This is a genomic window from Bradyrhizobium sp. NP1 (assembly GCF_030378205.1).
Lineage (GTDB): Bacteria > Pseudomonadota > Alphaproteobacteria > Rhizobiales > Xanthobacteraceae > Bradyrhizobium.
On the sequence record NZ_CP127385.1, the window covers coordinates 4574658 to 4595798 of the forward strand.

A 21141-nucleotide genomic window follows, 5' to 3' on the forward strand; every position below is an offset into this window, starting at 1 on the left:
CCAACCTTGTCTGAGACTTCTGGATGTCGCTCTCCAGGAGCCAGCTCGGTGGCGTCCGGTGCGGGGATGCGGCTCCCGACGGGATGCCGGTAGAGCATCTGGCGAAAATGCTCCTCGGCTGCGCCTTATGAGGCGAAACGCAATTCGCCGATCTGGACGGAGATTTTCGCCATTGCTTCCTTGCAAAATTCCTCAGGCGGCGACCGCGTCGGAAAGACGCAACGTACGGCCCCCCAACGAACCGAAGCTGCGCAGCCGGCAAGTGAGCACGATGATCTGTTGATGCTTGCCGGCGCGGCTCAGCGCGTCGAACATGCGTTGAATCCGGTCGTCATCGCAGTAGACGAGAGCATCGTCGAGAATGATGGGGACGGTCCCTCCCCGTTCGGTAAGCATCGCGCCCATGGCAAGACGGACAAGAACGGCAATTTGCTCCTGCGTGCCGTCGGAGAGGCGGTCGAATGCCTCCGGCCGATCCCGCCTGATGCCGGTGACGGCAAAGCCGTCGCCGAGTTCAAGTTCGGCCCCTGGGAATAGGTCGTTCAGGAACGGCCGCAAGTGCCGCCGTACTGGCTCGTAGTAGCGCTGGCGTCCTTCCGTGAGACAGGCTGAGATCGTGTTGCGCAGTAGCTTGAGCGTCGCCACACGTTTCTGAAGCTGCGCGCATTGGCGCTCGGCAATCGCGCGCTGCTCCTCGGCGGCGGCCAGGGCCTCACCTACGCCGTCGCCGCCGGCGGTCTGTATCTGGCCGGTCAATCGGCCGATGGCGCGTGCGAGCTGGTGAAGCTCGTCATTCCGATTTGCCAGGGCCTGCTCAAGCCGGTCGTGGCGCGCTTGCCGACGCTCGATCTCGTCTGCATCTGGTGCCGTCTGCCGCCGTGCGGCGAGGGTCGCGGCAGCAATCTGATATGCCGCTTCTGCATCCGTGACCTGGTTCGCCAGCGCGGCTTCGCGCGCCTGCCGCTCGGCATCCGGGCAGAGCGCGACGTCCTCGGCAATTCGATTGCGCAGAACCTCAAGCTTGGATTCCGCCGCGCTGCGAGCCTGAAGCGCGGCTTCCAGTGCGCTCTGTTGCTGGCGTAGCGCTTCATCGAGGCTTTCGCGGCGTGCCTCAGCGGTTACTCGCTCCTGAGCGAGCCCCATTTGTCGCTCCCTGATCTCGGCATTCGTCGGCAAGCGGAAGCGCGTGCGCCTCGGCGATTGTGTCGACGCCGGCGCCCTTCAGAATGGTAAGGCGCTCTTCGTCGTATTCGGCGCGCTTCTCCTGCCGCGGCTGCGCCGCGGGAGTGACCGTAATGATGGCTAGATCGCCGACGGTGATCTTGGTGGGCGCCACGATCGCCGCGCTGTACGCGCCCTTGGCGCGAGCGGAGCCGATTCGAACCTGTCCGGCCCCCTCGGGCTTCACCTCGACCGCAAGCTGGGCGGCAACGGCCGACAATTGGGCGTCTAGCGTAGCGATCTGCCGCTCCAGCTCGTCGAGCCGTTCGACGGTCTTGGGCTTGACCCGGATTTGGGCAAGCTGAGCGTCCGTCTCGCGCAGCTCTTCGGCCGTGCGCTCGAGGACTTTTAGTTGGCGCGCGAGCTCGTCTTTGCGCTGGGCGCGAAGCACCGCGGCGCCGAGACGTTCCAGCTGCCGCTCACAGGTGGACAGTGCGTGGAGCCGCTTGTCTACTCCGGCGATATCAAGTTGCGTTCGCGTGAGACCGGCGCGCGCTTCCTGCTCACGGGCTTCGTGCTGCGGAAGTTCGCGGGCGAGTGCGGATTCCGCCGCGCGATTGGCATCGATGCGCGTGGTGAGGTCGCGGTGTTGCTTGAGCCGTTGCGCAACGGCTTCAAGGCCGCGTTTGGCTCCTGTTTCCTCGGCCTCAAGACGGCGAACCTCCTGGGCAGCAGACTGTGCGTTCGCAAGAGATTCCTTGGCCATCAGAATATCCGTACTGGCTTGTTGGATGGCCACAGGGTCGGTCAGGTCGCGGTGGCGACGGCGGAGCTGTCCGAGCTCGTGAAACTGGGTTTCGAGGGCGGTGAACTTGGTGCGATTTTCAGCCTCGATCGTGCGCCAACGCTCCGCGTCGGCAATCGCCCGCTGCAACGGCCCGTCGGCGCGTGGGCGCTGTTCGGAATCGGTGAGATAGCGCCGGATCTCGTCGTTGATCGCATCGAGCGTCTGCCGTGCGCGCTCGCCGCCAATCAATGCCCCGACTTCGGATTCGATTGCGGTGTTCAGCGCGGAGGACGCGCCTGCGCCGGGAACCGGCGCGGCGAAGGAAGCGCCCTGCCCGACCCACAAGAGGCCGAAGGCGCCGTCGTCGAGCGCGCGGCCGCTGCCCGGGCTCACGCCGAGGATATCCCATATGGCCTCGTCCGCTTGTTTGGAGCGCGCGATCTCCCGCCCGTCCTCGGTGAGCGATGCGCTTGGCGACCGCAAGAACGACTTGCGGATCACATAGGCGTACCCGTCCTGCTCAAAAGTGACCTGCACCGTCGCGGGCAACTGGCTGCCCTCGGAGCCGAGATCGCGGATGTCCTGATTCTTGCTGTCGTGCCGGGAAAAAAGACAGGTCCGGATTGCCTTGAACAGGGTGGATTTGCCGATTTCGTTGCCGGCGGCGAGGACGTTGACGCCGGCGCCGAAGCCATCCACCTGCATCGGGGTGACGAACCGGCCAACTCCCTCGACGGAAAGCGCCTTGATAAGCATCACGCCGCCTCCTTGCCGTTCTTGCCTGCTACGCGGAGGTACAGCTCAACGAGAGCTTCTTCGGCGCGGTGACGCATATCCGGCGCCTGCCCGGCATCATCCAGGACACCCCTGAGCCGATCGGCTGCTCGCGCGAGGACACCGTCGAAGTCGATCGACTCAAGATCGGCTTGCGTGGGTCGCACGGCGAGCTCTTCTTGGTCGACGTCGAGATGAAAAACCGCGGCTTCAAGATCGACCAAGCGCCGCTGAAACTCGGCGTAGGCTGTGACCGGCAGCGATCCCTGAAGCTGCAGACGCACGATGGAGCGCGCGAGATCGGCTTCGTTGCGGAGGCGCTGGTCGAGGTCTGAAAGGCCGGCGGCGTCGGCAAGATGCTCGCTGTGCGTGATCCATCGGTACGTCCCGGTGACGAGGGGCGTCACCGACGCAGGCGCTCCCGGGGCAGCGATGTCGACGAGCAGCGCCGTGCCGCGCTCCTGGCGACCGGCGCGATCCGGCTCGGGCGTTCCGGCGTACCAGGCGGCGGGGCCGACTTGCAGGGTACGATGCCAGTCGCCGAGCGCCAGATAGTCGAGGCGGGCGCGGGTCGGACGCGCCGGATCAATCGGGTTGGTGGCTTCGCCTTCCTGCCCGAAGTTCACGACGGAGCCGTGTGCGAGGCCGAGCCGCAACGCGCCCTCGGCTGTCGCGGCGGAATCCATCCACGCCGTCACGTCGTCGAATTCGGTCTTGCGGCAGAGCGGCGCCGGCAACAGGAACGCGCCCTCGTCGATCTGCGCGGCCTTGGGCGCAAGGTGCAGATGAACATGGCCAGGCAGACCGAGTTGGGCGACGCGGTCCCAAACGCCCTCCGGGCGGTGCGGATCGTGGTTGCCCGGCAACAGGTGCCAGCGAATGTCTGGAAAGAGCTTCATGCGCTCGATCGGCGCGCGCAGTGTGATCGGGCTTGGGGCCTCGCTGTCGTAGACGTCCCCGGCTACGAGCACGTGCCCCGCACCGTGCGAGCGCGCCAACTCGCCGAGCCGCTCAATGGAGGCAAGGCGTGCCTGACGCAAAGCTTCCTCTTTGGCGCCGAACTGTTTGAAGACCTTGCCGATTTGCCAGTCGGCAGAGTGTAGAAACCGCATTCTTGCCCCCCTTAAAGGTTGCCACTTCTGCCGGGCCTAAGCTAGGGATTGTAGGCCCTTGCAGCGCCGCCCCAAACTGTTGGCGCCGGCATCCGATCGCCAATCCCCTGCTTTTCAATCGGTGCCGGCGGGGCAAACCGGAAAGCGAGCGGCCAAAAAAACTGCTCCGCCGGCACGGGTATGGGGCGAGCGCTGCGCACTTTTGTCGAGAACGGGCGCACGAAGCGCCGCGCAAGACGGGCAACCACGCCTCCGCGGGACCGCCGACCATGACGGGTGTTCGGGCCGAAGCGCTGTCAGATAGATCTGTTGCTCGCTGGCCGGGATCGTCTGGCTCGCGCGGTGCCGGAGGAAATAGCTCGCCGTAAGGAGGCCGGCCCAGAAGGACACGAAGGCGACGGTCGGTATCGGTGCGTTTCCCGGATCGTCCGTGGGATGCAGGCACTGGGCGCATCCCAGCCCGTCCGCGTGGAACGACGCCAGCGCGGACCAGTGCGTCGTGGCTCCGACGCCAAGCCAGTCGGGACCAGCGCGCTGGACAAGCCAACGGGTCGGAATATCGTCCACACCGACCAGGACCGACGCCGCCAGCGGTAGCAGCGACGGCAGTTGAGCGGGCTCGTAGCGTTTCGGAACTGGCTCGATGGCCAGGCCGCAGCCGGTGAGAATGGTGGCAAGGTCGTGGGCCTTGTCATCCTTCAGGCGCGAGCGCTGCAGCAACATGTAGCGGTTGAGATTGCTGGTGTCGGTAGTGTCGGGCTCGATAACGCGGGCGCGGCCCTCGACACCGGGCACCCGCGCCAGCGCGTAGAGGATCGCATTGATGATGGCGCCGCCGCTGATGCAATCGAAGGTGCCGAGCTGCCTGACGAAGGGCGTTCCCTCTGGCGCGAGCGCGAACACGACGTTGGTGGCCGGCGCAAACACCGTCTCCATCCGCGCGGGGTTGCGCGCGGCGTGCGCGAGCGTGCGCATCGACGTCTTGAACGCTTCCGCGGCGGCCAGCCCGGCCGCCGCCATGCCGCCCAAGGGCCACAAGCCGCCGTCCCACATATTACTGGCGGTCTGGTCGCCGAGATGGCCACTCCACGGCCTCGCGTTCAATCGAATGAGGCGCGCGGCCCGCACTGAAATCTCGGAATTGCCAAGCGTTATGGCGATGTCGACCTCGCCTACCGGCGCTCCGGTGGCGAAGCTGTAGCCGGGCAGCAGGTCGGCTCCGGCGCGCGCGAGTTCCTCGACGAGGTCACCCCGCCCGAGCGGGGGCTGTTGCCCGACCAAGGCGGCCGGCGGACAGATCAGGTGCACGTGATGGCCGGACCGCGCCATCAGCATGGCCGCCGTCACGAATGCTGTTTGGGCCGAATGAGAGGCGATGTTAGCGGCATCGGCGACCAGCGCCACGCGCAGTCCCGTCAGCGCCGCGATCAGCTCGTCGTCGGTCACCGTGTCGTGGACCTCGTCGCGCATCAGGAGAAGTGTGCGGTCCAGGGCGTCACGGAGCGTCATGCGAGCACCAACCGCGACGAGATCGCGACCTCTTGCCACTGCCCGTCGGGCTGGATCTCGGTGAGGAAGGCCTGGCCGAACCCGACCGGGCCGAGCCCGAAATTCGGGATCACGAGCGACAGGAAACCGGGCTTGTGGATGATCGGGAACTCGTCGTCGGTCGGCGAGTGGAACGCCTCGCCGGGATGCGTGTGCACCTGGACGCGGATGCCCGTGTTCGTGTTGCCGAGCTCCAGCCAGAAGTAGCTCAGCCACTGGTCGTCGAGCACGAAGCCGCCGAGGTGCGCCTTATGGCGCGGATGCACGACCCTCGTGATGTGCTCCGGGGAGTCCCACGAGCTCAGCCACAGGACCTGGCACTCGCGGCGGCCGCAGCCGCACGCCCGGAAGTGCTTGAAGGTGTCTTCAAGCACTCCGCCGTTGAGTCGATACATCATCTCACGCTCCGCCCTTCACCTTGCTGGGGCGCAGCAGCAGGATATCGTGCGGCTTGACGCCGGCCTCCTTGAGAGTCTGGGAGTCCGACAGCTCGTCGCCGCCCTTGTAGAGGGAGAGCGTGTGGGGGTTCGGCAGCGGGCCGAAGGCCGCGAGCGCCTTGTCGAGCAGCGCCTTCACCGTCTCCTCGGCGCGCACCTCGAACTTCTTCTTGACGCCGTCGTAGAGGATTTCGACAGTGAACTCCCGCGGATGCTCCGGCTCCCGGATGGCTTCCGCCACCTCGGCCTCAGCCTTCTCGACCTCGTGCCGGGCCTCCTGCTCCTTTTCGAGCGCCTTCTCGAGGTCGCGCTCGGCGTGGCGGAGGTGCTCGATCGGCTCCTCCGCCGCATGGTCGGCCTCATTGGGGCCGGACGAATTGTGATTGGTCATTACGCTTGTACCTTTCCGTTTGAGCGTGGCCCTGTGCCGGGCTCTCACCCTGTCAATCGGCGGCGGAAAGGGCGACCGGTAATGCGGTGCTAGAATTTTTTGCGCAGCGTCCCGTTCGGCGCGCAGGCGCAGATGAAGAAGGCCGGGCAGCCGGGGCAGGTCCGGGGCGAAGGATCGATCGGAAAGCGCCCGGCGCGGATGGCCGCAAGGAAATCGTTCAGCTTTTTCCTGCGCGCCTCCAGCGGTTTGGGCTTGAGCTGGATATCAAAGACGTCCTGATCGGCGAGATGGACGAGCTGGACCAGGGCGTCCGGAAAGGCCTGCCGGGCGGCGAGGACGAAGGCGGCCGCGCCGACATCGTCCTCTTCGGCAGATCGGCGGTGCCCTGTCCTCACCCGGCGGAGCACTCGCCGGCCACTCGGTTCCAGCAGCACATCGTCCGGCCGTACGACGATGTCGTGATCGCCGAAGCTGAGGCGCAGAGCCGTCGGCGGCTCCGGCGTAAGGCCCGCCCGCGTTCCCGCAAAGAATCGGATCATTGCGACAGCCAGCGAATGGAATGCGGCAACATCGCCGTTACGGCCCAGTCCCTCCGCTTCGAGAGCCGTGATGACGTGAACCTCTATCTCGCTTTCGGCGATGGTGGCAGCGATCAGGCCGTCCGAGACCACGCGCACCGCTTCGTGCATGCGCATGAAGTCCGTCATGCTGCGCCGCCCGCCGACCTGAAGCACGTGAGTGTAAAAGAACCGGCGCGGGCAAGACTCGTAAAGGGCCATCTGCGGGCCGGTGAAGCTGAGCTTGCCTTCGTAGGTCCAGGTGATCGCGCGGTCTTCCGGCGCCTCCGGGAGCGTTCGCGACGGCGTGACCGATTTACGCGCGAGCCCTGACCCCATCCGGGCGAGAAACGGGGATTCCGGGCGGTTGGTGCCGTTGGACTTTTGCGTCGGGCAATAGAGGAACAGGCGGTCGCGCGCGCGGGACTGCGCCACGTAGAAGAGGCATTCCTGCTCCTCCGCCTGCCCCTCGCGCAATACGTCAAGTGCGCTACCGGTGGCACCCTCGACCATGCCGTCAGGCGGCGGGCACGCCGGCGCGCGTGGGCTGCCCGGTAGAGTATCGGCGTTCATGCCGGGCAGATGAACCACGGGAAACTCCAGGCCCTTGGCCCCGTGGATCGTCATCAGCCGGACGGCATCGATGCCTTGGGCAGCCGCGGGCAACTGCCGGAGATCACGTTCGTCGCCGAGACGGACCAGCCGGCGCACCCCGTCGAGCAGACGCACGACCGGCTGACCGCGCCCCGATGGCTGGGCGCGCACAAAATTCAGGAGTTGCCAGAGCGCGATGCAACGCCCGCGGTCGATGACATCGGCCGAGACCGAAAGGCGCGCTTCGATTCGCGTCCGGTCGAGAAGGAGCGTCGCGAGCACCGTCCACGGCGACGCACCGGCATCGAAGCCGGCCAGCGCAGCCGACAGGCGGCGAAGCGCTGCGGCGCCGTCGGTCGAAAGCTCCGCAATACAATCGATATCATTCAGCCAGACGAGCGGGGCGGTCTCATTGGCGCGCAAGTGGTCGAGAACCGCGCCGACGTCACCAAGGGACATAGTGAACTCGGGGCCGCAAGCGACGCGGGTAAGCCCCATGGCGCGGCGATCAACGAGGATCGAGAGAAAGGCGAGCAGGTCTTTCACCTCGTCGCGCTCGAAGAGGCTACCGAGGAACAGCACCGGAATGCCGAGACGCTCCAGCTCGTGTCCGAGCGTGGAGAGCTTTTCGTTGCCGGTGCAGAGCACGGCTTGATCGCCATAGCAGACGCCGGCAGCGCGCATTTCCTCGATCGCGTCGGCAAGCGCCACGGTTTGCTGGGCAGGCGTCGCGACGGCGCGATGTTCCGGCGGATGCCCGCCGCGGTCACGCTCCGCTGCGAGGTCTCCGCCACCCCCGCCTGCTTTCATTTTGGCGGCAAAGGCAGAAAACGCATCGACGATCTCGGCAACCGATCGATAGTTTCGAGTGAGGCGCCCACGTTCTCCACCCGGAAAATCGTCCGTCCCGAAGCGCGCCATGTTGAACGACGAGGCACCACGAAACCGATAGATAGACTGTTTGGCGTCACCGACCGCCCAGAGGTTCTGGCCGTCTGGCCGCAACGCGGTGAGGAGACGCACGCTGCTGCGGTTCACGTCCTGATACTCGTCAACCAGAACATGGTCGTACTCGGCTTGCAGGTGCGCGCGAATGGCCTCGTTGGCTTCGAGAAGCCGCACAGGCAGGGAAACGAGATCGCCGAAATCGACGCAATGCGTGTCGCGCTTGAGCTTTTCGTAGCGGTCGTAGACCAGAGCGACTTCGGCCGCGCGTGCGGCTGCTTCTCCCGCGCCGGCTACGCGCATGTTCTCCGCAAGCTCGGCGTACCGCTTTTCGTCGACCACCTCATCCTTGGCGCGCGAGATCGCCGCGAGCATGTCGGCGATGATTTGCGTTGGATCGGAAAGATGCTGGTAGTGCACGAGGCATAGCCCCGGAAATACATCCTCCAGGCGATCGACGGCTTCCGTCCGGTCCATCAAGCGTGGATCTTTGGGCAGGCCGAGCTCGAGATGGAAGCGGCGGATGAGATCGAGGCCGAACGCATGAAAGGTGCCGATCCACATAGCCGCGGCGGCATCCTTGTTCTTGGCGGCGATGCGTTCGGCCATTTCGCGCGCAGCCTTGTTGGAAAAGGTGAGAACAAGGATGCGGCGCGGATCAATCCCGTCGGCAAGAAGCCCTTCAATGCGGGCGGCCAAGGTTTGCGTCTTACCGGTCCCCGGCCCGGCTTCAAGCAGATAAGCGCAGCCTCGATGCGCGGCGGCCGCGATCTGCCCGGGATTGAGGTCGCGGGAAACACTCTCTTCCGCCGCTGGCGGTTCGATCACGGGCAGAAGCAGCGCGTCGAATAGCTGTTGGGCGACCACGGCAAACGGCGCCCCGAGCCGCTCGGCGATCGCCGTCGCGGAAAGCCCCTCCTCCACATGAAGGCGCCGTGCGACGGATCGCGGAAGCAAGAACTCGCGAGCGAAGAGGTCCATTTGGACCTCTCGCCGCTGTTTGCGGCCGTAGTCCACGACGCGGTCAAGGCCAACCGGTGAAGCTTCGGCCGGGCGCGTAGGGTCAACGTCGCGTGCCGGTATGGGGTCGCCGTCGTCGCCGAGTTCCGCGTGACCGATTTCATGAGCGACGAGAAATGCGCGTTCGAATGGTGTGCCCGCGTCCTCGTGAAGGATGAGATCGTCGCGCGCGACGAACACCGCACGGCCGCCGTCAAGAACGGCCGCGCCTGGAGCAGCGATTTCGACATCAATTCCCCGCCGCTCCGCTTCAGCACGCACGAAAGCATAGGGCTGCCACGGATCGAGCCCGTTTGCGACCGCCTGCGCATGCAGTCGGGCGGCGGCTTGTCGGGCAAGTTCGATCGCATCCATCTCAGTCGGCGTCGGCGAGGAGCCGCGCGCGCTTGTCGTCGGGCACGCCCGCGTCGATCAAGAGACGCTCGAACGTGACTGGCTCGCCGGCTGCCGCAGGGGCCGATCCCCTGCGTGGCGTGACCGTGATGGGGAGCGTAACGCCGATGAACCCGATTGGGGCGAAGCGCAGCGGCGCACCCGAGCGGCCCGTTTTTTTGAGAGCGAAGCGGTCCGCGAGGAGCCGCGACCGGCAGGGAGCGGCGGGGAAAAAACCGGACAAGCGAGGGTTTCGATCGGCGGGACGCTTCCCATAGGTCGTGACGCCAAAGCAGGGAGATCGTCCTCAACGGCCAAACGGCAGACAGCGGCCGTGACCGCGGTGGCCGTCACCGCACCGGACGAAAGCAGCGAGCCAGCGCCGTGGTCGATGCCGAGTGATGGAGCGTCACCGCGGCACGCTGCGAGCCTTATCCTGACCGGATCGAGGGCAACGGTATGCGCATCGAAGGCGCGCCTCTTGCGGCGACAAACGCGGCCAAAGCCATGTCGGGCCGCTCGCCACCGGCCGGCATCGGACCGCACGGGCCTTGCGCGCCCAAGCAACGATGCGAAGCGGATGCGGCTATCCGCGCCGTCCTTCGCAGCGATGTGTCAATTTTACGATTGTCGTGTAAGACTGACGTCGCGTGTGCCGAATTCCCGGCTTGCGCAGGGCGATCACGCCATATGAGGAATCATGGAGGGCTGTATGGCCAAGAAAGCGAAGAAGGCAAAAAAGGCGAAGAAGACCGCCAAGAAGAAAAAGAAGTAGCCCGCGAACGGATATTTCTTTTTCCTACCGTGTCGCTGCCGCCTGACGGGATCCACACCAGCTGGTGTCGCTATCAGTCGCTTCAGTCGATGATCGGTAGACCTATCTAGAGGCCGGGCCTTGGTGCAGCACTCTGCTGCATCAAGGCCCGGTTCTTGGGGAGCCACCTTATTGCGGTGGAGCGCGCCGCCAGCTCTCAGCGGCCGCCAGCGAAGGCGCAAGGCCTCTTAGGGAAATGACTTGAGCAGGGGCGGTAGAACCTGCACCAGCAGGACAGCTGTGGACGTCAATGCGGACAGGCCGACCAGCGCCTGGCTGACGCAGGTCCGCACCAATCCGGCTTCGGCGATTTTGGTTGCGTCGTATGTTTTCGGCATCGGCCCGCTCGCCCCACTGCACCGCACAGGCGAGCTATAGGCTGAGTCGCGACCCGCACACGCGATCACATTTCGCGGGGGCCGATTGACTCTTTTACGACTCAGGGACTCGCGCATTCGGGCGCGGAGCAAGGCTCCGCGCCCGAATCGTCAGGGCAGCTCACACGGTAAACAAATGGCTAACGCTTGCCCAGTGCGATGCAATCTGGAAGCTCTTTCCGGTGACATATCCGCTGACCGGAAACGCCATGTAGCGCGGCACCCAGGCGTCGACACGCGGCCGCCCGGTGCCTGCAAGACAATCGCGGATGATGGTCTTCTGTAGCTTCGCAGTCTCCGAAACATTGGCATCGGCGACCGTCTGGCCTGCGACTTCCGCCAGCATCGCGTTGACGGCGGCACGGTCACGAACAAGGTCCAGGAACACCTCGTCGGTCGTCCACCATTGTGCGACCGAAGGCTTGAGGATCGCGCCCAGCGCCTCGACAAGGGGCGAACCGGCGGCCAGCGTCTCGGCCATGGCGAGCGCAAGGACACGGAGCACCGTCTCGTCCGGCAATGCCATCAGCCGCGCGAACACCAATGCCGCCCAATAGGGGTCTGCGTTGCTTCGCGCCAGTGTGCCGAGATAACCCGGCTCAAGGTCGAGCAGTTGCAGCACCGCCTGCCGTTCGGCTTCGAACGCGGCTTGCGCCGGACTCGCGCTGACGCTGCCGGCGATCGCCTCCTTTTCGGCACGCTGCGGCTCGGGCCTGACGCTCCACAGCGCCGAGCCCGCGATGACATGCGCGACCGCAAGACGCAGTGCGACGGCGGGATGGTCGCGCAATTCGGCACGGACGATGGCGTGGCGATGCAGGGCCAGATAGTTCTCAGCCGCCTTGGTGAGTTCGGCTTTCGTCGCCACCTCGACGCCGCCATCGGCCTCTGTCCCGCCACCGGCCGCCTCGTTGCGCGGTCTGCGCTCGCCAAGGACGCGATAGCCTTCATGGGCTTCGACCTCGCCATTAATGCGGATTTCGATAAAGACCTTGCCGCCCTCCTCTTTCGGCGCTTCCTCGTGTTTCCACGTCTGGAACCGGGCTCCGCGTTCCAGCACGATCACCTGCCAGCCCTGCCCCACGAGATCGTCGCGCAGGCGGCAGGCGGCTGCGTTCTGGAGAGCCCAGAATGCCTCGCTATCGGCAAAATAGCTGGCCTCGCCGAACAGGTCGGTGATGATCTCGGCCTTATAGTCCTCGATCGGAAATCGCGCCGCGCTGGTTGCGATCTGGTCGCTGCCGAACAGCCATTGCCTGAGCTCATGGCCGCGCGGCGCGCCTTCGGCCTCATCGTTCTCCACGTCGCTCGCGGCCTCATAGGCCGCCAACCAGTCCTTTTGCTGGCGTCTTGTTGCGGCGGTCAGAAGCTGCAAATCCTCCGGCTCGATGTCGCCGCGCCGGTAGGCGTCCTTGATCTTGCCGTGGAGGCCGGCAAGCGCCAGTCGCTGCTTCACATAGCGTTCGGTGACGCCAAAGGTGCGGGCGATATCGGCAACGCCCCGCCCTTCTTTGACCAGCTTGGCAAAGGCCTCGTACTCTTCCAGTTCGTCCATCGGCGCGCGCGCGACGTTTTCGATCAGCGACGCCTCGATGGCATCCGCGTCGTCACCCGCCTCGGCAACGGCGCAAGGCAGCCAGACTTCATCCAAAGGCATCCCCTGCTCTTCGGCGACCTTGATCACCGCGAAATAGCGCCGCCGCCCGGCTACGATCTCAAAACCCTCGCCGTTTGGCCGCACCAACAGCGACTGCAGCACACCGCGCGCACGGATCGAGGGCAGGATGTCGGAAACGTCGGGTGGCTTGCGGGCGTGGCGGACATTCACGGTTGCGATTTTAAGCTGACTCAAGGGAATATGTTGCAGGTCCATGGTCGTCTCTCCTTGCTGGTTGGGATCAGGGTTGATTGCGGGCGGCCTCGTGATTCCGCTCCCGCTGTCCTCGGGGTGGGCGCTTCCTTCGGTCCCGAGATCGAGAGACCGTTTGCGGTTGGGGGAATGGCTGAGACCGGCCGGCGCGGTCGGAAGTGGGCACGCAGAAATGCGCCGCCTCCGATGGCAAGTCGGCACTCGCGGGAAGGGCCTGATCGGTCGCGACGACCGCTGCCGAATGGACCTCGTCCCGGCCTTGCGGGCGGTCATGACACCTCCCCGGCATTGGCAGACGTGGCGGCCAGTCGTTGATGGAAGCCGAGCAGGAAGTCGGCGGCTTTCGAGGCCTTGCCGGCGGCGCGGAAGATGGCCCGGTTGTCGGCGCGCAGTACCGAGAGCCAGTAATCGAGATAATCCGCGTGACGAACGGTCGGCTTGATGGAAAGCGCCGCGCAGACGAACGCGGCGGTCATTTCTGCGACCAGCTCCTCGCAGGCATAGGGCGGTGAACCGAATCTGCCGGTCTGGTCGCGGCGTAGTCTTGCGGGGTGACCGGTCCAGTGCCCGAGTTCGTGGAACAGGGTTCGATAGAAATTGATCTGATCGTAGAATGCGGGCTGCGGCGGGATATGGACGGTGTCGTCTGAGGGCCGATAGAACGCGTCTGCGCCATCAATCCGGATATCAGCGAGTGTCGCCTTGGCGAGCGCTTCGGCCTGCGGGACGATTTGTCGTTCTGGCAGGGCCGGCGCCGATAGAAGGCAGCGTTCCGGCAGGTTGTCGCATTGCGCCGCATTGAACACGGTGTAGCGCCGCAGGAACGGCACGGGCTGGAGGTCGTCCGCGCCTTGCTGCGGGCCGGCGCCGTCATCGGACTGTGCATCGCGCTTGGGAATGAACCTGTCGGCGTAACAGACGGTAACGCCATGCTCGCCCTTACGGACTGAGCCTCCAAGGCTGACGGCCTGACGAAAGGTCAACCAGTTCTGCGATGGAAAGCCGCAGGTAAACAGCTGGCCCCACAGGATCAGGACATTGATCCCGGAGTACGGCCTGCCGGTCGCCGCATTCCGTGGCAGGCCAAGCGAGGCAGCGTGCGAGCCATCGCCCCACGGCTGCGCCCAAGGGAACGTTCCGCCTTCAAGATCGGCGATGACCTTGGCGGTGACTTCGTCATAGAGATTTTTGCGCGTTGGCTCTTTGGTTTTCCGGCGCTTGTTTCCCGACGTGGCCATCATCAACTCCCTTCTTGCTTCTCCCCCGCAGGTCCCCCGGAAGGCGGGGTGGGCGGCGAAGAGCGACCGGGAAGCCCCGAACATCCGAGGCGGGCCGCACCGGAACGGCCGTAGCGACAGCGGAGGACCGCGGGGGATGTGCGCTTTGACCTGAGAGGAGTTAGGCCGAACCCCAGCGGTTGCGGCCCGCCGGTTCGGGGCTATACGGGAGCGCCGCCCACCGCGCCGACACGGGACCTCAAAGGAATTCGCCAGCCGCAAGGCGGCTGGCTCATATCAGGAGCCACGTTGTCGGCCCCGTGCCCGTGGACGTGCCGACGACCGCAACAGGCCCGTGCGGCCCGCGCGGGCAGTCCATTTCCGTGAGGTCAGGAGATCACCTGCCGCGCCTTACGGCGGCCGCCGCGGTTGTCGTGCTGCGGCCTCATCGTGATGCCAGGGAGCCCCCGGCCGAATGGCGACAATCGCTTTTATCGAGCTCGGCTCCCCAAGGGTCCGGCCCGGTGCTTGAGCCGTATAGCGGGCGGCACCAAAAAAATGCCTCCGCAAGACAAGAGCGACGAACTTGCACGTGGGAAACACTTCCGGCGGTCATGCGCGTTCACGAACTGGTCCAGATGATCCTGCCGCTCCGCGGCCGAGCCCTGACAACCCGTCGGGCGACTCAACGGGATGACGACCTCCTATGTGTCCCTATCGGCCGCCATACAAGCCAGGAGATTGCGAACCACGCGACCGCCAGGATCTGAAGGCCGACGTTAATCGCGAAGGCTGCCTGATAGGCGATTTCGGGGTAGCGCCCTGCCTGTGGCGTCCAGTGCTGCAGCACGACGCCGGTTGCGTATTGCAGGACGAAGGCGGCGCCGAGATGGAGAAAGTTCAGCACGCCATTGGCGCGCCCGGCGAGCTCTTTGGGGAAATAGTCGGCGAGGATTGAATAGCCGACGACTGTCGTCGCGCCGACGGCGGCAACGACGATCCAGGTGACGGACGACGGTACCGGCCATCGCAGGATCAAGGCGAACTGGGCGACAGCAAAGATGATCGCGACTACTCCCAGCAGGGCCTGCGGGCCGATGCCTCGCCGGCGCAACCGGTCGACGGCAATACCCAGCAGCGCCGCTCCCACGCTAAGTGCAGAAGCCATCATGAACAGATACCACACCACCTCTGCCCGGCTGAGGCCTTCGATGTCGGCAAGCCATTGCGCCGCCCACAGGCCCTGAAGCGCCCATGCGGTGCCGATCAAGGTCGCCGAAAGGGGCGCGATCCGCCAGAAGCGCACGTCCCTGAAGACTTTGCCGAGACCACCGGAGGACTTGCTGGCTGCGGCCGTTTCAGATTCTGGCACAACGAGATGGGTGATCAAAGCGCAGCACGCGGCAATGATAGCGAGGGAGCCAAAGAGGCCCCGCCAGCCGATCCAACGCAAGAGCGGCTCCGCCGGCGCCGTCGCCGAGACCGCGCCCAACGCGCCAAGCATGATCATCGATCCATTCAGGAGCGGAAGGCGGTCTTTGGGAAACCAGAGCAAAAGGGCTTTGAGGCCTGCGCTTAAGGCCGCCGCGGCGCCCAGGCCGATAAGGGCTCGGCTCGCCAGGAGCGCCAGGTAATTGCCTGATGCAGCAAACAATGCAGCACCGATAGCGAGAACGACCAGCAACGCGCTCTGGATGCGCCGCGGACCATACTGGTCGAGCAACACGCCGATGGGTATTTGCGCCGCAGCGAAAGTCAGAAAATAGACCGATGTCAGCAGACCGAGATCGGCAGCACCAAGTCCGAATTCCAGCGCGAGCGGAGCCGCGATGAGCGCGTTGATGGTCCGGAACAGATATGAAAGGTAGTAGCCAGCTGCGAACGGCAGAAAAACCCGCAGCAGCAAGGTGCGGATATCGGCAGGCTTGGCCGGCGCCGGCCGGGTCGCCGTCTGCCAGGGTGGCGAACGGGGTCCGGCGATCGCCGCTCCGTCTCGACTCTTCTTGTGGCGTTCGGCAAGCTCGGTACAAGCGGCTACACCATCATGGAAAGTTGCCTTTGCTGCCGTCCTCCCGGACGGCAGCGGCTGATCCTGTCATCTTCCCGAACCTGGTCAGAGCATCGAGCCCTGACGGCCCTCCTCTCGACGTCTGCGGTGTTACCCCGCTCCGTCGTTGATCGCCTGCCGAACCGGCTGGTGTGGCCGCTCCGGCCCGATCAAGCGGCTCCTGAACGAGCGGTGCGCGCCTGCGAAGGCGCTGGTCTACCTGTGAGGTAAATTCTTCGAAGCGTTCTGCCCCGCGCCTGCACGCAGCAGGCAACTTTGCCGCCGGTACCAAAGGGGCGATAGCCAGATGAAATCGCGCGTGAAGCGCAACGGTCTCGCTCACGATTCGAAGATCGTGATCGAGTTGTTCGAGTTGGCGGGCCATTCCATCGAGCCGCCGCGACAGGTTGGCTCTTTCGCTAGTCGTATCATCTAACGCGAGGAAGCGGTCGAGTGCTGCTTCAATAAGATCGGACTCACTGGCCCCGCTTCGTCTGGCCGCGATCGCCAATCGCGCCGCCGCCCGTTCCGAGAGATCAACGTCCATGCTGCGTCTCCTTGACAGGACGCAGAAGCGCCCTTCAAGAGGCCTGTTTTTCAGTTCGGTGGTTCTATTTTTGCGGAAGCTGCGGCTTCGAGGGTGATTGATATTCCCGACGCCAGCTTCCGCGTTCGACATGGCTGAGGAAGCATTCGACCTGCATGTTGAACGCAGCCGGCTCCTCCAGATTGATCGCATGCCCAGTGTTGGGGCATATCCACAGCCCCGCATTGGGAAGCATCGATTTCAGCATCAAGTTGGTTTCAAGGCAGGGTGCATCCTCGTCGCCCACCGCGAGCAGCAGCGGTATCTTCAGGCTTGACAATCGATTCTGCAGATCATGCAGTGGCGGCCGCAAAGCTTGACAGCGCACCATTGTGTTTGCCATTCCCCGAGGCGATTGCTGGCGCAGATGCGCCAGAAACGCCTGCCACGTCCTTTGATCCTTGTATTTGAGCTGGATGCGCGTCGGTCCATGAGCGATCCTCTCGGCCATGGCGTCCATCCCCCGTTCCATGAAGGCCCGCGCCAGCGTCGAGGTCTCCTTCAACCAGGCGCTACGATGTGACGGAAGCGAACCTGATCCTACGGCCGCGGCGACGATAGCACTGACTTTTTCCGGGTAGCGCAAGCCAAACAGCAAAGCAGTATATCCGCCCATGCTCAGCCCGATTATGTGGGCGCGGTCGAGCGCGAGAGCCTGCATGACGGCTGCGACATCCTCTATCGCAAGCTCCCAACCATACGCGGTGGCATCTTCGGGAACCTCGCTTGGCGGATAACCCCTGGCATTGAAGGTGATACAGCGATAGGCGCGGCCGAAATGGCGGATCTGGGCTTCCCATTGCCAACGGTCGGATCCGAATTCATGCAGGAAAATGACTGGATAGCCGTGGCCGGATTCCTCGACATAAAGTCTGGCGCCGGCGGCATCGACATATGCCATTGTTGTTTGGTCCCCCAAAAAAAGTCCCACCGGATGATCTTGGCAATCGTTCAAGGCGCAGAATGGCCCATTGCGATTGCGCCTTGTGGCGCAAGCCCGCAGGATTTTGAGAGGATCAACTTCCATATGGCCGCGCAGCGCGGAGAAAGCCGTTGCACGACCTCGCATGGGATGGCTCCGTCATGTTATGGGGCAAAAAGAGAGCTTCGCGGGCGATGATGACGACTATGGCGCATCGGCAGTGCATCGAAGGGTGTCGATGATGCCGGGCCAAGCTTTCGACACCGGCGCCGTATGTCCACTTTCAGACGGATCCGCGCGGGCTGTCTGAGCACTGGCCCTCGGTTGGGAGCCAGCTCGGTCTTACCTCCTTGGACGGATTGCCATTGAACGCACTCCGTGCACGCAGCGTCAGGATGCGTTCCATTCGCACGTCGGTTACGGTTATGATCGATCGAGCGTTGAGAGCGCGCAGGCTGTCGATCATCGCGGCAAAGAGGAGAGGTGTCGCCTGGTTGAGACCGCCTGGCGTCGGCGTCACGGCCAGCCTGGTATCGACAGAAAATCGCGAGTTCAGCCATCGCGGCGCTCCGGGTCTGCGCCAGGGATCGAAGCCGCAAGGCCGAGACCGCGTGCGGGCTCGGTTCACGAGAGCCCGGGAACCGGGCGCCGGAGCGCGCGAGGGCGGCGCCCGATCACGACAAGAGCAGCTGAACCTTCTGCCTCAGAAGCGGATCGTCCAGGCACACGGCCCATTCCAGCAGCGTCTGCCGGACCGTTGTTGGCAAGATGCCATGAAGCGCCAGCCGATCAAAAACGAGCGATCGGTCCGTTTCGACGCGCACTGCGATGAGGTCCGATAGCAAGCGGACGTCGTATCCACGCTGGGCGCCCTGCAGTGCCGCAATGAAGATCTCTTCTTCGAGCCAGCTTCCTCCGAAAAAGATGATCCCAGTTTCAGGTGATGCCAGAGTGTCCGTAAACCTCCGATCGTGCCAAATGGAAATGCCATCACCGTCCAGCTGCGTCATCGAGTGCCCATCCCGCTCAGTAGCCTCAATCCCAAACGGATGGCATTCGCCGATGAGGGTCGACGCGACGCCGAAGATCTCCAATCCCGCCTGCAGCAATGAAAGACTGACCTGACGCGCGGCAAGACCGGCCGAAGCTGGCGTCTCGCCCCGCGTCAGATTGATCAAAACCACTCGACTATGTCGTGGGTCTGCGAGCATCTACGTATAAAACGACCTTTGCCAGACGCTTCTCACGAGGCGCGGTCAGGCGGCCGCCCTGATACGATCCGGTGACACGAGCACAGGTCCGTTCACCTCGGCTTGTTCATACATCCTTTGAACTGCTTGTTCGGACGTTTCCAGGAAGCCCGCGACCGCCATGGTCGATCCGACCTGCTGCGGGGCAGCGATCCGTCGCAACGGCCAGCCCGCTCGCCGCAGAATGCGTTCCATCCGGGTATCAGTAACCGTCACGATGCTGTTGGCGCACGCGCAACGGGCGGCCTCGATCATGGCAGCAAACAGGATGAAAGTTGCACGGTTGAGACCGTTGCCCACCTGCTCAGCGGCAAGCGTGGTATCGACGCAAAAGCGCGAGCTTTCGAGAATTCTTTCGTCGCGAGGCACGGCCGTCCCGCCAAGCAGAACGGGGAAGGTGTCAGCCAACATGGTCGGTCCCGTGGTCGGGAGTAGACGAACCGAGCCCACCGGCTCCCCACCGTCTGTCATCAGAATGAGGTAAGTTGGCCCGAGAGCGTCAAAAACGTCGAGCTCGAACTCACCTGAGACGGAGACTGACCAGTCAAGCCTATCCTTGAAGACGCGCCGCCGCAGCCGATACATCGCTGCGAGCAGATCCATATGAAGCCCAAATTGAGGGGTGTGAAGTGCGATGGCATTCATGCCGACCTCCTGAAGTTATCGGGAGGCCTCCAGACCAGAAAGGGGTTTGGCGATCGCCTGTCATATTTTGCAGGTGGATCGCGCTCCACCTGATTACGCTAGACCATTCTGGATGGAATACAATATATCATTGACGCGCGCTACGAGCGCCAAGCCTTCTCGATTCTCGGACGAATGAGAGTCTGTCGATGATTAGGACAACAAGCCGCGTCGCAGCGCCTCTGCAACGCACTGTGCAATGGATGCCGCACCGAGTTTGCGGCGCGCATTCTCCAGATGAAAGACCACAGTGCGCGGCGCAATTTCGACCAGGACCGCGATGTCCGCGACAGTCTTTCCTCGCGCAGTCCAGGCGAGGCACTGACGCTCACGCTGCGTCAGTTCACTTCCCACGGGTTGCGCCGTCGGAGGCAGGTCAAGTCTGACGGCGACATGAGTATGAAAATACAAACCTATGAGTTGCGCGACGTCCTTCCAGTCGGCCACGAGGCGCTCCGGATGAACCTCCCGGTCGCCGGTCGCCAGTGTGAACGCGGCCGTCCGTCCAAATCCACCCCTGATGGGCACGGTGATACCTGATCTGATCCCGAAGGTGCTCGCTTCATCAAAGAAGCGGCGCTGCTCGCGATTTCCGGCCGGGGCTGAGGCCTCTCCTCCCCAACTAAACAACGTATGTTCAAGACGCGCCCTGCGTACCACCGGGTCCAGCTGCTGATATTCAAGCTGGAAATACCGGCTGGTCCACGACTTCGGATAGGACGAGATCAGCACTGGCGTTTCGCCGGTGATGCGAAGATAGGCAAAATGCTGGAAGCCGAGCCTGTGCGTTAGTCGAGTTGCGACTCGCTCGAACGCATCAGCTTTGTTCGCGGTCTGGATCGCGTCAACGAATTCCTGGAAGATGTTCTCGACGGGATTCATTCTGGTAATGCCATCTGAGAAGATGTCGCCGTCTCAAGTTACCGACGATAGTCGCTAGATCCATCTTGGAGAAAGGTAGGAGTAGGTCACTCTGCTATCGATCATGAGGAAATGTGAAGACCCGCATGATCCTTGACCTCCTTGATCGGCAGGTCGGTTCCTGGTTAAGCCAGATCACCGCGAGCGATCCATCGACATTGCTCTGGAAGCTACCGCCGGCCCGGTTAAACGCCAATGCCAGCGCCTGCAGTGTCTTGTCGATCGGAAGCTTTCGTAGGCGGCATGCAGTCGCGGCGGCGGCAAACACGCCGGCGACCCCGGTGGGATCGAAGCCGTGATACTCCGCCTCGGACAGGTTGAGCCGCGCGCCCACTTCGGCACCAACTGCGAGAGCGGTAAGTAACTCCCGACCGCTGCACCCGCCGCCACGTTCGGCGATGGCAAGTGCGACCGGGACGATCGAAGACCCCATGTGCAATCCCGGCGCCATCGCGTCGCAATAGTCGAGCGCGCGGCAAACAATGCCATTGGCGAGCGCGGCCAAATGGGCCGGCGCCTTGCGGTCGGTGAAGAATACGGTCGCCTCGTTATGGCCGCCCCAACCCAACACATAATTCTGAATTTCACGGCAACCGTCTTCAGATGAGCCGGCGATGCCCGCACCGATCACGGCCAGCATCATCTGCTTGACGACGACGTGCGCGCTCGCGGGGATATCCTCGAATCTCGCTGCCGAGACGAATCCCGCCAATATCCGTTCGCTACTCATTCGTTGCCTCCGTCGCCCGCAAGCG

Annotated in this window: 19 protein-coding genes; all 19 read right to left on the bottom strand. The window is 64.0% G+C overall.

What is annotated here, in order from left to right; genetic code table 11:
* Positions 1–192: 192 nt before the first annotated feature.
* Positions 193–1143, bottom strand: coding sequence for an ATP-binding protein (locus tag QOU61_RS22115; protein WP_289653316.1), 951 nt, complete (start codon positions 1141–1143; stop codon positions 193–195).
* Positions 1112–2704 carry an AAA family ATPase gene (locus QOU61_RS22120; RefSeq protein ID WP_289653317.1) on the bottom strand — a complete coding sequence of 531 codons (1593 nt, stop codon included), beginning with the start codon at positions 2702–2704 and terminating at the stop codon, positions 1112–1114. The genes QOU61_RS22115 and QOU61_RS22120 overlap by 32 nt, the downstream gene beginning before the upstream one ends.
* Positions 2704–3834, bottom strand: a complete 1131-nt coding sequence (locus tag QOU61_RS22125) for a metallophosphoesterase family protein (RefSeq protein WP_289653318.1) — start codon at positions 3832–3834, stop codon at positions 2704–2706. Before QOU61_RS22125 ends, QOU61_RS22120 begins: the two co-directional genes overlap by 1 nt.
* 114 nt (positions 3835–3948) lie before the next feature.
* Entirely contained in the window at positions 3949–5343 is a 1395-nt protein-coding gene (locus tag QOU61_RS22130; protein WP_289653319.1) for a BilD N-terminal domain-containing protein, read from the bottom strand.
* Complete coding sequence (locus QOU61_RS22135; protein ID WP_289653320.1) at positions 5340–5780, bottom strand: hypothetical protein; 441 nt, start codon at positions 5778–5780, stop codon at positions 5340–5342. Before QOU61_RS22135 ends, QOU61_RS22130 begins: the two co-directional genes overlap by 4 nt.
* Position 5781: 1 nt before the next feature.
* Positions 5782–6210: a ubiquitin family protein gene (locus tag QOU61_RS22140; RefSeq protein ID WP_289653321.1), complete on the bottom strand. Its 429-nt coding sequence runs from the start codon at positions 6208–6210 to the stop codon at positions 5782–5784.
* A gap of 89 nt (positions 6211–6299) precedes the next feature.
* Positions 6300–9680 (bottom strand): UvrD-helicase domain-containing protein, encoded by a 3381-nt coding sequence (locus QOU61_RS22145; RefSeq protein WP_289653322.1) that lies wholly within the window; start codon positions 9678–9680, stop codon positions 6300–6302.
* Position 9681: 1 nt separating this feature from the next.
* Positions 9682–9942, bottom strand: a complete 261-nt coding sequence (locus QOU61_RS22150) for a hypothetical protein (protein WP_289653323.1) — start codon at positions 9940–9942, stop codon at positions 9682–9684.
* A 758-nt stretch (positions 9943–10700) separates the two neighbouring features.
* Positions 10701–10850, bottom strand: a complete 150-nt coding sequence (locus tag QOU61_RS22155; protein ID WP_289653324.1) for a hypothetical protein — start codon at positions 10848–10850, stop codon at positions 10701–10703.
* Between the two features lie 160 nt (positions 10851–11010).
* Positions 11011–12762, bottom strand: a complete 1752-nt coding sequence (locus QOU61_RS22160; protein ID WP_289653325.1) for a ParB/RepB/Spo0J family partition protein — start codon at positions 12760–12762, stop codon at positions 11011–11013.
* 266 nt (positions 12763–13028) lie between these two features.
* Positions 13029–14000, bottom strand: a complete 972-nt coding sequence (locus QOU61_RS22165; protein ID WP_289653326.1) for an ArdC family protein — start codon at positions 13998–14000, stop codon at positions 13029–13031.
* A 661-nt stretch (positions 14001–14661) separates the two neighbouring features.
* Positions 14662–15882 (bottom strand): MFS transporter, encoded by a 1221-nt coding sequence (locus QOU61_RS22170; RefSeq protein WP_289653327.1) that lies wholly within the window; start codon positions 15880–15882, stop codon positions 14662–14664.
* A 136-nt stretch (positions 15883–16018) separates the two neighbouring features.
* On the bottom strand, positions 16019–16570 hold the full coding sequence (locus QOU61_RS22175) for a hypothetical protein (protein ID WP_289653328.1): 552 nt from the start codon (positions 16568–16570) through the stop codon (positions 16019–16021).
* A gap of 64 nt (positions 16571–16634) precedes the next feature.
* A complete protein-coding gene (locus QOU61_RS22180) occupies positions 16635–17678 on the bottom strand; it encodes an alpha/beta fold hydrolase (RefSeq protein ID WP_289653329.1) in 1044 nt (347 codons plus the stop codon).
* Between the two features lie 136 nt (positions 17679–17814).
* A complete protein-coding gene (locus tag QOU61_RS22185; RefSeq protein ID WP_354142461.1) occupies positions 17815–18159 on the bottom strand; it encodes an acyl-homoserine-lactone synthase in 345 nt (114 codons plus the stop codon).
* Positions 18160–18205: 46 nt separating this feature from the next.
* Positions 18206–18709 carry a cysteine hydrolase family protein gene (locus QOU61_RS22190; protein WP_289653331.1) on the bottom strand — a complete coding sequence of 168 codons (504 nt, stop codon included), beginning with the start codon at positions 18707–18709 and terminating at the stop codon, positions 18206–18208.
* Between the two features lie 78 nt (positions 18710–18787).
* Positions 18788–19426, bottom strand: a complete 639-nt coding sequence (locus tag QOU61_RS22195; protein ID WP_289653332.1) for an acyl-homoserine-lactone synthase — start codon at positions 19424–19426, stop codon at positions 18788–18790.
* Between the two features lie 192 nt (positions 19427–19618).
* On the bottom strand, positions 19619–20347 hold the full coding sequence (locus QOU61_RS22200; RefSeq protein WP_289653333.1) for an autoinducer binding domain-containing protein: 729 nt from the start codon (positions 20345–20347) through the stop codon (positions 19619–19621).
* A 94-nt stretch (positions 20348–20441) separates the two neighbouring features.
* Positions 20442–21116 (bottom strand): MmgE/PrpD family protein, encoded by a 675-nt coding sequence (locus QOU61_RS22205; protein WP_289653334.1) that lies wholly within the window; start codon positions 21114–21116, stop codon positions 20442–20444.
* Positions 21117–21141: the final 25 nt, after the last annotated feature.